This window comes from Sphingobium sp. L-44, from assembly GCF_056859495.1.
Genome location: NZ_JBSXOQ010000122.1, coordinates 79814 through 92653, shown reverse-complemented (window position 1 = coordinate 92653; position 12840 = coordinate 79814). Strand labels below are relative to the sequence as shown.

The window sequence follows — 12840 nt, the reverse complement described above, 5'->3', positions numbered from 1 at the left end:
CATGCAGATCGAGGGCATGGCCGCCCTTGCCACACCCATAACCGAGGAGGTTCAGCCGCTACAGATTACACCCAAGGCCGCCTGAAAATGCAGCCCGATGGCCAGCACCGAAATTACACCACATTGACGGACGTGACCCGCTGACCGGACGGGACGCGTTCCTACACTGTCAACAGGAAGCGGATTTTTAGAAAATCAACGTCACTTGAGCAGCATTTTCGGAGGTAATCCGTAACTAATGAACTTGGCCTTTTCGTTGCATTCTTCTGCAACAACCTGTTCATCAGCCTTTCACAACAGCCTATGAGAAGCTCTCGTTATGCCGGTGGGGCCCGCACGGTTACGCTCGTCTCATCCAAGGGAGGCGACGATGGCCGACGAAACGCACAGCCAACTGCATCAGGGCGCGATCCTGGAGGGGGCGGGTGGCGACCAGTCGAGTTGGCTCGATCCCGAGCCTATCAGATGAGAAGGCTCGCGCGATCGAAGACGCCGGTCGCGAAGCGCTCGACCACAGCTATATGGGGCAGGCCAAGCGGATCATCCAGACAGCGCAGGAGGCGGGTGTGACACTGCGCCTGGCCGTCGATCGCTTCGGTGATTGGCGCTCGCAATTCGCCGGTTCGCCCGAACCGTTCCGCCGCTTCCGTGAGGAGGTGGTGCCGATCCTGCAAGCGCGGGGCCTGTTCCGCACCGAATATGCGCATGACACGCTGCGCGGCCATCTTGGCCTGCCGGTGCCGGAAAACCGCTACAGCGGCATTGCGCCTTCGCCCGCCGCTATTGCCGCCGAATGAGCGAAGCCGCGCCGATCACGCGCAGCGCCGATGTCCTGATCATCGGCGGTGGCATGGCCGCCTGCTGGGCAGCGATCATGGCGGCACAGGCGGGCGCCGACGTGCTGCTGGTGGATAAGGGCTTTGTCGGGACCAGCGGCGTCACGGCGACCGGCGGTCCCAATCATTGGTGGGTCGCGCCCGAGCCTGGCCGGCGCGAGGCCGCGATCGAGGAGCGTTACGCCCGCAGCTTCGGCCTGGCCGAACGGGCCTGGATGGCGCGTATCATCGATGAAAGCTGGCGTGCCCTGCCGCAACTGGCGGGCTATTATCCCTTCGCCGGCGACGGCAAGGGCGGCACTTTCTACTCCGGTGTGCGCGGGCCGGAATATATGCGTGCCCTGCGTCGCTTTGCGCAGGATGCCGGTGTCACCATATTGGATCATCATCCTGCGCTGGAACTGCTGCTGCATGCCGATGGATCGGTGGCGGGGGCGGCCGGCTATGCGCGGCTGAAGCAACAGGCCTGGACAGTGCGCGCGGGTGCAGTCGTGATCGCGACTGGCGGCTGCGCCTTCTGATCCGGGCTGATCGGCAGCCATGGCAATAGCGGCGATGGATTGTTGATGGCGGCGGAGGCCGGCGCTGCGCTGTCGGGCATGGAATTTTCCGTATCCTATTCCCTCTCGCCGGCCTGGAATTCGACCCGGACGCTGCCCTATTTCGCGGCCCGCTTCTTCGATACCGAAGGCCGCGAACTGGACGTGCCGCCACCGATGAGCGGGGAGGCGGCGCATCTGCGTGCCCTGGCCCACGCGCTGGAGGCTGGACCCGTCCTGGCCGACCTGTCCGAGGCGCCGGACGCCCTCAAACGGGGCCTGCGCCGCATCCAGCCCGCCTCGCTCGCGCCGTTCGAGCGCAAGGGGATCGATCTGTTTCGCGATCGCTTCCCGGTGCGACTATTCGGCGAAGGCACGGTCCGCGGCACCGGCGAGCTGCAGATCGTCGGCGACGGCTGCGAGACCAGCGTCGCCAATCTCTATGCGGCGGGTGACAGCGCCACGCGCGAACTGGTTGCCGGCGCCACCAGCGGCGGCGGCGCGCAAAATGCCGCCTGGGCGCTGACCTCTGGCCGGATCGCCGGCGCCGCTGCGGCGGCCCATGCACGTCGGACCGGACGACGAGGCGACACGCCGGTGCAGGTGGCCGGCACGGCAGGCCTGCGCCCCGCTTCCACCGCACGGCTCGCCGACGCCCGTGAGGGTCTGCCGATCATCCAGGCCGCCACCATCGGCTATGATGCAGCGCTGTGGCGCAGCGCGGACAAGCTCGTGCGGCACCGGGACGCGGTCGAGGCAGTCTGGCGCACGATCGCGGATCATGGCCGTGCGGAGGGGCTGGCGGCGGTGGCCTTGCGCGAACATGCGGCAATGGCGGCGTGTGCGCGCTGGGTCCTGGCGGCGGCGCTGGCGCGCGACGAAAGTCGCGGCATGCATATGCGCATCGATCGGCCGGGGACCGATCCGGCGCAGCAGAGCCGCTTGCTGGTCGCAGGGCTGAATCACGTCTGGACCCGTCCGGAACGGCCCGCAGCGCAGGGGATCGCCGCATGATCGCGCAGATATTCGAGGAGCGCTGCACCGGTTGCCAGAGCTGCGTGACGGCCTGTCCCACCCATGTCTTCGATGCCGGAACTGACGGGGTGCCGCTGATCGCACGGCTGGACCAGCGCCAGACCTGTTTCATGTGCGAGCTCTATTGCCCGGCCGATGCCCTCTATGTCGCGCCCGAGCAGGAGGGCGCACCAAGCCTGTCCGCCGCTGAGGCGCTGGCCATGGGGCATGTCGGGCGGCTACGCCATGATTATGGCTGGGATCGCGATGCACCGCCCGAGGCGCCGCATCTGCAGGACTTCTGGCAACTCGGCCCCTTGTTGCGCGAAGGGGCGGAGATTGCCGCCCGCCGTTATGCCGCGCGACGGGCGGACACGGACATCGCCTAGCGGAAACTATAGCCGCCATCGCAGAACAGGGTGGCGCCGGTCATGTTGCCATTGTCGAGCAGGAACAAGGCAGAATGTGCCTGTTCCTCGACATGGGCGGGGCGCCCGGTCAGGCAGAGTCCGTTCCAATGGGCATAGGCGGCCTCACGTTGCGGCGCGGGGCGCCCCCGCCACAGGGCGCTGTCGGTTGTGCCAGGCGACAGGCAATTGACCCGGATCGGGGACAATTCGAACGCGAGGCCACGCGCCAACCCCTCCAGCGCTGCATTGCAGGCGGCATAGGCCGGGGCACCGATCGGCCTGACCGAGGCCGCACCCGACATCAGCACGACCGATGCTGTTTGCTTCAACAGCGGCAAGGCGGCGTGGACGGTCCAATATTGCCCCCAGAATTTGGCATCGAATAGTGCCTCGCTTGTGTCAACATCGCCGTCACGAAAGGCCCCGGTGCGATAGTTGGCGGCCGGGGTGAATAGTCCGTCGAGTGCCGGCACATCGGTGAAGAAGGCCGCGATCGACGCGCGATCGCCGGTGTCGATGGGACGGGCGGAGGCCTGATCCCCCAATGTCGCGATGGCGCTGGACAATCGGTCGGGCGATCTCCCGCCGATCAGCACCCTGTCGCCGCGCGCGACCAGCAATTTCGCCACGGCAAGGCCGATGCCGCTGCTGCCGCCGACGATGGCATAATGCCGGCCCGCTTGTTCCGTCGCAGCGCCCATCAGCTACGCTCGATCGCGACCGTCGGCTGGGTATTGGGATAGATTTGCTCTACCGCCGGCTCGCCAGCCGCAAGGTCCGGCTTCTTCATGCCATAGGCGTTGACCGGCTGCGACCGGTTCACCCACAGGGCATAATGGAGATGGTCGGCGCGCGGATCGTCGGTATTGGGATGGACAAGGATGGTCAGGCCCAGGCTGTTGAGCTGGAGCCAGGGCAGGATCAGCGGCTGCAGGTCGGTGCCGAAGCCGAAATAGAAGGATGGCGTGACATGCGGGCCGCGCGGCTCCGCATTCCAGTTGCCCAGTTCCACCGCAAAGCGTTCCGCCGTCCATTGCCGGATGCGGACTGCCTTCTCGTAACTATCCTCGTCGAAATAGATATGGGCGTGGTAGCTCTTGATATCGGTATAGGCGCGGGGCCGATCGGGTAGACCATGCTCCTCGCCGGGTCGCACCGCCAGGGGGCGGGGTGTCGGTTCCGTGGTAGTAGCATAGCCCCAGGGGCTCTTGCCCGTATGGGCGGCGATGGCGGCGGGAGAGGGCGCAGGACCGGCGGCAAAGGCCGGCGCCCCGATCAGGCCACCGGCAGCCGCCAGTCCGCCGGCGCGCAGCAATTGCCGTCGGCCGGGGGAGAGAAGATCGGCCCAATGCTGGTCGATTGGGTCATGGGTCTGGGACATGTCCGTTTCCTTGTTCTAAGATCTTGGGGATGAAGCGCCGCTCAGTTCCTGACAGCCGCCACTGGCGGGGGACGGGTGAAGCGGTTGTCCGGGCGATCGAGGCCCAGATTGTCGCGCAGCGTGGCGCCCTCATAGGCGGTGCGAAACAGACCGCGCCGCTGCAGTTCGGGGACAACCTCCTCGACGAAACGGTCGACCGATCCATGCAGGTCGGGGAACATGATGTTGAACCCGTCGGCCGCGCCGGCGCGGAACCAATGCTCAAAGTCATCGGCAATGTCGCGCGCACTGCCGAACAGGATGCGATGCCCGCCGGCGACCATCTTGCGCAGCAATTGCCGCACCGTTGGCTGTTCGCGGCGGATCAGGTCGATCACCAGTTGCTGGCGGCTCTTGTGCGTGTTGGTGACGGGGATTGCGGCGGGCAGTACGACCGGTTCGTCCAGCGGCAGAGTCCACAGGTCGATGCCGATATTGACGAAGCGGGATATGCCCTTGAGCGCGGAAACCGGATCGAGCAGATCCTGAAGCGCTTCGTAGCGGGCACGGGCTTCCTCGGCATCCTGTCCGACATAGACCGATATGCCGGGCAGGATGCGCACGTCACTGCGCTTGCGACCATGGCGGCCGAGGCGCGCCGTGATGTCCGCGCCGAAGGCCAGCGCCTCGTCGATCGTCTGGGCGGCGGTGAAGATGATCTCCGCTGTCCGTGCCGCGAGTTCGCGCCCGTCATCGGATGATCCGGCCTGAGCGATGACGGGATAGCCCTGAACCGGGCGGGCTGCGTTGAGCGGCCCCTGCACCGAAAAATGGGGGCCCTTGTGGTCGAGCCGGTGGAGCTTGGCGGGGTCGGCCCAGATGCCGCTCTGCTTGTCCTGGACGAAGGCGTCATCCTCCCAACTGTCCCACAGGCCCGTGATGACGTCGAAAAACTCCTCCGCGCGCCGATAGCGCTGGGCATGCAGGACATGGTCCTCGCGGTTGAAATTCTCGCCGCCGCCGAGCGAGGTGACGAGGTTCCAGCCGGCTCGTCCCGCGCTCAGATGATCGAGCGAGGCGAGGCGGCGGGCCAGCGTATAGGGTTCGTTATAGGTGGTGTTGGCCGTGCTGATGAGGCCGATCCGGCTGGTGACCACGGCCAGCGCGGGTAGCAGCGTCAGCGGATCCCAGCGCATCCCCTGTGCCGAGCGGGCCAGCGAATCCGCGTCGAGATCGGGAATGGCGACGCTGTCGTTGAGGAAGATCGCGTCGAACAGTCCCTGTTCCAGCTTCTGGGCGACGCGGGCATAGGGGGCGAAGCTGCGCGAGGCATCGACATCTGCCTCCGGCAGGCGCCAACTCGCATTATGCGAGCCGTGCCCCGACAGGAAGGCGCCGAGCTTGAGCGTGCCGGAGGGGTGGGTCATGCCTGCGTCTCCATCAGAAGCTGAAGGCCACGCGGCCATAATAATAGCCGCCGTAGAAGCCGAACGGGGACTGGGCCGGATAGGGCGGGAAACCGTTGGTATCCGACAGCGTGTTCTTGTCGGGATAGGTGTCGAAGAAATTGTTCGCGCCGATCGCGACGTTGATGTTGCGGGTCGCCTGGAAGGACAGGTCGATGTCCGCGATCCATTTGGCTCCGTAGAATTGGTCGGTCGCAGCCGTGGTGCCGAGGAAAGCGACCGACCCATAACGAGTCTCGCGCAGGTTGAGCTGGAGATTGCCAAGCTTGAGGTCCTGACCCAGAATCACCTTCGATTTGGGCAGGTCGCCGGAAATATAGCCCTGCGCCTGACGGTCGAACAATGTTAGGTTGAGCGCCGCCAGTTCCGGCGGATTGTCGGCCACGCGCGTGATCTTGGTCTTGTTGTAATTATAGCCGAGCGTGAAGCGGATCGATTTGTCCTCGCCCAGCGGCTGGAGATAGTTGGCCACCGCTTCGACACCGCGGGTCCGGGTGTCGATCGCATTGGCGAAATAGCGCACCGAATAATTGGGGTCGAAGCCGTTGGCGACCAGGATGGCGCTGACGCCCGCGCCCGTCAGATAGCCGGTCTGGGCGATGCGATCGTCCAGCTTGATCTGATAGGCATCGACCGACAGGTTGAAGCGCGTGCCCAGCCTGTAGGTGAAACCGGCGCTCAGGTTGAAGGATTTCTCCGGCGTCAGCGCTTTGGCGCCGAGCGCATCGCCGATCGGCGTGCCCGGTCGCACCGACTTGGCGGTGATGAAGGTCTGGACACCGTTGACGGTGGTATATTGGTTCGATGTCTGGGCAAAGGCGGACTGGGCCAGCGATGGCGCGCGGAAGCCGTTGCTGATCGTGCCGCGGATCGCGAAATGATCGTCAAAGTCGTAGCGGGTCGTGAACTTGCCGTTCAGCGTGTCGCCGGCGCTGTCGTCATAATGTTCGGCCCGACCAGCGAGGCCGATGAACCAGCGCGGCACCGGATTGATGCCCATGTCGACATAGGCGGCATAGCTGTTGCGGGTCAGCTTTGCGGCATCCTCGGGCGTGAGCACGATGGCCCCCTGCGCGCCAATGGTGGCATAGCGGCCGGCCAGCGGCGTGCCGGCGGGATATTGGTAAAGGCCGTTGGCATAGGCTTCCGGGTCGCCGGCGATGGTCTGGAAGCGCTCGTAGCGATGTTCGGCGCCGAAGGATATTTTCAGCGGTTCGGCGAGGCCGATGTCCACGCCCTTGGAAATGTCGAGATTGTTGGTCCACTGGGCGAACTTCGCGGTGAAGGTCCAGAATTCGGTTGGACTTGCATCGCCCAAGGAGGCGTTGAGGCTCTCCGTAGAGCCGTTCTTCGACCGGTTCTCGCCATAGGTGCTGCACAGATCCCAGCTCCAGCCCCCCGCTTCGCCCTTGATGCCGGCGAGGATCTGGAAATCATTCTCGTCCAGCGTGTAGTTGGGCGCATAGCCATCGGGATAGATGGACAGCACCGCATTGGTGGAATTGGGGCGCCGGAAATTCTGCCCGATGATCGCGGATCGCGTCGACCAGGTCGAGGAGGAATAGAGGGTTGCGGCCGGCGAAAGCGGCAGTTCTGCATTATAGAGGATCGTCAGTGCGCGCAGGTCGGGCAGGCCGCCGGTAAACACCGTCTTGTCCCGGCTCTCGCGCGGGTCGGGCTGCCCATTGGCCAGCGGATAATAGAAGGCGCCGGTCGCGGGAATGGCGCGGCGGGCATGATTATTGTCCTTGGCGCTGGCGGCAATGTTGACGAACCCGTCCGGCCCCAGCTTGAAACCGATATTGCCGCCTGCCTCGATATTACGCCCGTCGGAATTGCCGCGGTAGCTGTAGCGCTTGCCGCCGTTCACCGTCAGCGTGCCGCCATGGTCGTCATCCTTGAGCACGATGTTGATGACGCCGGCGATCGCGTCCGATCCATATTGGGCGGCCGCGCCGTCGCGCAGCACCTCGATCCGTTTGATGGCGGCCGCCGGGATCAGGTCGATATCGACCGAATTGGCACCCTGGTCGACGCTGCCGGTCGACAGGTTGAGCAGCGAGCTATTGTGGCGCCGCTTGCCGTTCACCAGCACCAGCACATGCGACCCGCCCAAGCCGCGCAAGCCGGCTGGACGCGCTACGCTGTTCCAGGACGAGGAACTGACGGTTAGCGAGTTGAAACTAGGCAGTAACACGCCCAGTGCGTCGCGCAGCGAACTGTTTGCCCCCAATGTCGCCAACTGGCTTTCGTCGATCACATCGATCGGCACCGGGCTTTCCAGCGCGGTGGTCGCGCGGCTGCGGTTGCCGACGACGACGATCGTCCCCTCGGCATTGGCATTGGCATCGGTTGGGGCTGGGGCCGGGACAGGTTGTTCCTGCGCAAGCGCCGACGAACCGATCCCGAGCGCGGCCAGGGTTGCGGTGGAAAGCCATAACTGAAGTCGCGCGCCAAAAATCGACCGGCTGATCTCATGTCGCATAAATTCCCCCTTTTTTAAGATGTTCGTGACGGTCGGCCCAATCAGATCAGGTCCGGTTCCCACAGCGCGGACAGGTCGTGGCGATCCCGCACCAGTGCGAAGCGGGCGAGATCGTCGGCGACATGTTGCAGGCTTGCGATGGCGGACTTGGCGGGCGGGACGATCAGGGCAGGCCGGCTTGCTTCGCGGGCCAGGCGCTGGAACAGGGCGGCGGGTTGGCTGCTGAGCGTCCCCGAAAGTGCCGCCCAGCGTTCCGGGTTCCGGTCGATCCATTGCCAGGTCGCCTGTTCCCGGCGCAGATAGTCACGGATCGCCGCCCGCTTGAGCGGATCGGCCAGCGCGGCCGGATGGGCAGAGATGCAGAAATTGCCCGAATAGAGACCCGCGACCGATCGGACGATCCAGCGGCCGCCGAGCAGGCTTTCGGTCAGCAGGGCGGAAATGCCGCCGGTGACGATCGCTTCGACATGACCACGCGTGAAAGCGGCGTTGGCGTCGTTGGCGGGCAGGCCGACGGCCTGCATGTCGGACAGGCGCAGATCATGCGCTTCGAGCAGCTTGAGCAGATAATAGTGATTGTTGGTGTTGGGCGTGTAGGCGATCGTACGTCCGCGCAGATCGGAAAATCGCCGTGCGCTCGATCCCTTCACCACCAGCACGCCGCTATTGTTAACGTCGCCCTGGTGGGTCGCGATCAGCCTGAGCGGCGTGCCCGATTGCAGCGCGAAAGCCGGTGGAATTTCGCTCATATAGGCATAGTCGAGCGCACCGGCGGCATAGGCATTGAGCACCAGCGGGCCGCCGGGCAGGTCGACGTAACGGACCTGATAGGGCGTGTCGGCCTGTCCTGCCGCCGCCATGAAATTGCCGGCCGTCGTCTTGTAGCGCCAGACGCTCAGGGTCACGTCGGACAAAGCCCGTTCCGTGGCGGCGCCGCATCCGGCCAGCGTCAGGGCGCCGGCGCCGGCCAGCAGCGCCCGCCGGGAGTAAAGCTGGGCGCTCATCAGTCCAGCAGATCGGGCTGCGCGCGGACGATCTCGTCCCAATAGGGCAGAAAGCTGAGCCAGGCCCATCCTTCCCGCTGGTCGGGAGAGGGAAGCTGGGACGGTGGATCGATGATCGGTGCTCCGGCGGCCCGTGCCGTCAGTTGCACGCGGGCGGCGCTTTCATAGGCGATGAAGCGCCAGGCCGCACTTTCCACACTGTTGCCGACGGTCCAGTGGCCATGATTGGCCCAGAGCAGAATGTTGCGGTCACCCAGTGACTGGACGAACTGCTGCGCGACGGCATCACGCCCCGTAGCGGCATCCAACGACCGGTCGGGCACGAAGACCACCTGATCCTCATGGAAGGCGGCGAGGTCGGCGATGATCGGCTCGACCGGTTGCCGGAAGGCGGACCAGGTCTTGGCGTGGAAACTATGGGCATGGACGATCCCGACGACGTCCGGCCGGGCACGCTGGACGGCATGATGATAGGGGATGCCGGAGATGTTGACTGGCCCGTCGCCCTCGACGACCCGCCCGTCGCTGTCGATCCGCAGCAGGTCCGATACCCGGATATGGGAAAAGGGGACGCCGACCGGATTGACCCAGAAATGGTCCACATGTTCAGGGTCGCGGGCGCTCAGATGGCCGGCCAGGCCAGGCTCGACGCCATGCTGGGCCAGCAGGCGCAGCGACGCGGCCAGTTGCTGCTTGCGGTGCAGCCGTTCGTCCCGAACTGTGCGCCGGGCCGCGTCCGCATGCAGCCGTGGCGCATCGCCATCGCGGGGGACATCATGGATGCGATGGCGCCGTAGCGCCGGGTGCGAGAAACCGTCCGCGTGACTTTGCGATATTATCGTCATTCACCGCTCTCGTTGGTAAACGTGGCTGGTGATGTTTTTTTAGATATGTCCCGTGATCTGTATCAAATGACTATGGCGTCATTTGAATTGTAAGATTGAATAGGTGAATATTATCTATTTATGATTTTTCCTTTTTTATCATTGTCGCAATTTATCGGTCGTTGATCGAGATGTTCAATCTGGCGGGACCAGGGCCAGATTCTGGATTGCTGCCAGCCCCCATTGGGCTGCGCCATTTGTCGACAGGCCGGGGATTTCCACGATGCCGTCGCCCGCCTGCATGGTCGCCAGGCCCGGTTTCAGTTCGCCATCCTGAAATTCGTTCCAGGCGCGCGCTGCCAGCGCCGTGTCCTGCAACGCGTGCGCGGCATAGGCGGTCAGGCGCGAATGGGCCTGGCGCAGATTATGGCCGCGCGGCGCTTCGCCAAAACGCCTTTCCCATTGGTCGGCGGGGGCGTTGTACCATTTGCAATAATCGATCCATGCGGTGCGATAGGCGGGGGCATCGACCAGCGGCAGAAGTTCGGCCATGATTTCGACAATGCCGAAGACGGCATTGAGGTGGCTGACGCTGACATGGTCGCCGCCGGATACGAAGCGGCCGCTGGCCAAATCGAAGTTGGCGCCGCCGGCCCACCATTGGCGGGGCAGGGCGGCGATGCTGTCCATGCCGGCCAGGATGCGGTCGCGCCAGCGGTGGTCGCCGGTCCTTTCCCACTCGGTAAACCAGGCGGCGACCAGGCTGCCCCAGCTTGTGCCGAAGGACAGTTGGATCACGCCGTCCGGCAATCCTGCGGGTTTGACGACGGCGCCGACGCCGCCGGGTGGCAGCGATTCCGGCGCCCGATCGGCAACCTTGCGGCCAATATCCACATGTTGCAGCACGCGGTCGGAATGGACCAGCGCCCGCATCAGGTCGCCGACCCGTTCGTCGCCGGTCAGATAATAGAAAATGCGGCGATAGGCAGCATTGGATACGCGCGGCTGCTTGCTGCTATCACTCCAGTGCTGGACGCCGTGGCGCGTGCCAAGGCCGGCCCAGGGGCCGGCATGATAGACGTCGACCTCGCCTGTGTGGCGGGTCATCGCTTCCGCCATGCGGAATATGTCTGCCCGGCCTGATCGCAAATAGCTGTACCAGAACCACAGGTCGGTCGACAATTCGCTATTGTCCCAGGCATAGCCGCCAATGTCGTACCGCCATTGATGCCGATCGCTGTCATAGCTGTGCATCACGTCGCCATGGTTCCAGAAACCATACCAGTGGCGCCGGTCGATTTCGTCGCGATAATGATCGATCAGCAGGTCATTCTGTCGCTCGATCGCCAGGGACAGGGCACCACTGGTCGCGCGCGGCGCCCAATCGCCGAACACGCCGGCGGCATGAATGCGATCCGGCTGGACCTGCAACCGGGCGGGGCGGGCCACCTGGGCAGCATAGCTGTCCAGCGTTGCGGCATCGGGCGTCGCGGGCAGCGCCCAGAGCCACAATTCATTGGTGCGGGCAATGCCTTTGGCCTGATCCCAGCCGGGTTCATAATCCTCATAGGTCATGTCCAGCCCGTCATTCTGGCGAGCATAATCGGTCATCCCCAGCACGTCGCGATAGGAGCGCATGTCCATGGCAGGCGCATCGGGTGCATGCAGCCAGGCGGTCAGGTCGGCCGCGTCTCCCGCCGCGCCGTCAATGTCGAGCCGGACCGGATGGCGTTTCCAGAAATCGGCCATGCCGATCGCCGCGCCGCCGGAGGGCGTGCCGACATAGGCCAGCCCACGGGCGCGATCGCCTTCCAGCGACTGGATGGGGGCACGCCCCTTGCGGGTGCGCTTGGTCAGGGTGAAACCCTGGGCATTGCCCTGGAACAGCCGGAAATCGCCCCATGCCGGGATATTGTCGAGCAACTGGCGCAGCCGATCCGGCAGCGTGTCGACCGATGGGGTTGCGCGTCCGTCAATCTGTGCCTGACGAAAGGCTTCGCCGACATCGCGGCGCAGGCCCGTAAGCGGTCGCACCGCTTCACTGAACAGGCCATCGTCGGTGGCAATGCGGACATGTCGATCGTGCAATGGCGCGGCCATCGGCACCTGCGCCCGGATCCCCAGACCGCGCAGGAAATCGCGATCGGCGTCGCCATCCCAGATGAAGCTGTGGACGATACGGACAGCCGGACTGTCGGCGGTGAAATAGAGGCGCAGGCTGAAGGGCAACCATTGGCGGCCGTTGCCGACATGGCTCCCCTCCACCTTGACGACGGCACGGACCGGACCGCTTTGTTCGACGGTCAGCGCATCGATCCGGCTGGTGTAGCGCTGGACCGACAGATTTTCGGATTCCTCGTCGGACGCCGCATTCTGGGCACTGGCCAGCAGATGGACATTGCGCAGCAGGGTTCGGCCATCCAGCTCTGCCGCGGCGATGATGGCGCTGCCTGCGCGCGGCAGCCGCCAGGATGTTGCGTCAACATGCACCAGCACGACATCGGCATACTCTTCGACCCGGACGGGATGGGCTGGAGCCGGATTGCGTCCGATGCCGATGGAGACTTGGGAGGCGGCTCTGTCGATCATCGCCGGCAGCGCATGGCCGCTCCATTTGATCGATCCGTCCGGCCAATAGGCCAGCGGCCAGCTTTGCAGCGGCAAGATGGTACCATCTGCACCATGGGCTTGAAGCCGGTCCGTGGCGCGCAACGTGCCGCGCGGCCAGGGCGTGCCCCAGCTCTGGCCGCCGTCCCAGGCGGGCGGGCTTCCGTCCAGCCAATGCACATTCGTTGCCGGCGGCGCCTTCGCGGCGCGCGCGGGTGTCGGCAAGGCGAGCACGGCGCCACCCAACAGGCTGGACTGGAGCAGGGCGCGGCGAGAGAGGGGCATGCGGTTTCCT

General features: G+C 64.9%; 11 protein-coding genes. 4 read left to right on the top strand and 7 right to left on the bottom strand.

Annotation, left to right across the window (positions count from 1 at the left end; genetic code table 11):
* The first annotated feature begins 425 nt into the window (after positions 1 to 425).
* From AC13EK_RS23830 to AC13EK_RS23815, 4 genes are read left to right on the top strand one after another with little or no spacing between them, the layout of a single operon-like run.
* Positions 426 to 797, top strand: a complete 372-nt coding sequence (locus AC13EK_RS23830; RefSeq protein ID WP_069335519.1) for a hypothetical protein — start codon at positions 426 to 428, stop codon at positions 795 to 797.
* The gene (locus AC13EK_RS23825; RefSeq protein ID WP_234791890.1) at positions 794 to 1357 is read left to right on the top strand and encodes an FAD-dependent oxidoreductase; all 564 of its coding nucleotides are present in this window, start codon (positions 794 to 796) and stop codon (positions 1355 to 1357) included. Before AC13EK_RS23830 ends, AC13EK_RS23825 begins: the two co-directional genes overlap by 4 nt.
* Before the next feature lie 45 nt (positions 1358 to 1402).
* A complete protein-coding gene (locus tag AC13EK_RS23820; protein ID WP_234791889.1) occupies positions 1403 to 2389 on the top strand; it encodes an FAD-binding protein in 987 nt (328 codons plus the stop codon).
* Positions 2386 to 2778 carry a 4Fe-4S dicluster domain-containing protein gene (locus AC13EK_RS23815; protein WP_069335518.1) on the top strand — a complete coding sequence of 131 codons (393 nt, stop codon included), beginning with the start codon at positions 2386 to 2388 and terminating at the stop codon, positions 2776 to 2778. The genes AC13EK_RS23820 and AC13EK_RS23815 overlap by 4 nt, the downstream gene beginning before the upstream one ends.
* On the opposite strand, the gene AC13EK_RS23810 is transcribed toward AC13EK_RS23815, so the two are convergent.
* The 7 genes from AC13EK_RS23810 to AC13EK_RS23780 all read right to left on the bottom strand — a co-directional run bounded on the left by AC13EK_RS23810 (position 2775) and on the right by AC13EK_RS23780 (position 12830).
* On the bottom strand, positions 2775 to 3500 hold the full coding sequence (locus AC13EK_RS23810; protein WP_069335517.1) for an SDR family oxidoreductase: 726 nt from the start codon (positions 3498 to 3500) through the stop codon (positions 2775 to 2777). The two genes, AC13EK_RS23815 and AC13EK_RS23810, sit on opposite strands and share 4 nt — an antisense overlap.
* A complete protein-coding gene (locus AC13EK_RS23805) occupies positions 3500 to 4180 on the bottom strand; it encodes a DOPA 4,5-dioxygenase family protein (protein ID WP_069335516.1) in 681 nt (226 codons plus the stop codon). Before AC13EK_RS23805 ends, AC13EK_RS23810 begins: the two co-directional genes overlap by 1 nt.
* Before the next feature lie 41 nt (positions 4181 to 4221).
* Positions 4222 to 5586, bottom strand: coding sequence for an LLM class flavin-dependent oxidoreductase (locus tag AC13EK_RS23800; protein WP_069335515.1), 1365 nt, complete (start codon positions 5584 to 5586; stop codon positions 4222 to 4224).
* 13 nt (positions 5587 to 5599) lie between these two features.
* A complete protein-coding gene (locus AC13EK_RS23795; RefSeq protein WP_069335514.1) occupies positions 5600 to 8110 on the bottom strand; it encodes a TonB-dependent receptor plug domain-containing protein in 2511 nt (836 codons plus the stop codon).
* Positions 8111 to 8151: 41 nt separating this feature from the next.
* Positions 8152 to 9114, bottom strand: coding sequence for an ABC transporter substrate-binding protein (locus AC13EK_RS23790; RefSeq protein WP_069335513.1), 963 nt, complete (start codon positions 9112 to 9114; stop codon positions 8152 to 8154).
* A complete protein-coding gene (locus AC13EK_RS23785) occupies positions 9114 to 9959 on the bottom strand; it encodes a class II aldolase/adducin family protein (protein WP_081331559.1) in 846 nt (281 codons plus the stop codon). Before AC13EK_RS23785 ends, AC13EK_RS23790 begins: the two co-directional genes overlap by 1 nt.
* A 174-nt stretch (positions 9960 to 10133) precedes the next feature.
* The gene (locus tag AC13EK_RS23780) at positions 10134 to 12830 is read right to left on the bottom strand and encodes an exo-rhamnogalacturonan lyase family protein (RefSeq protein WP_069335512.1); all 2697 of its coding nucleotides are present in this window, start codon (positions 12828 to 12830) and stop codon (positions 10134 to 10136) included.
* Positions 12831 to 12840: the final 10 nt, after the last annotated feature.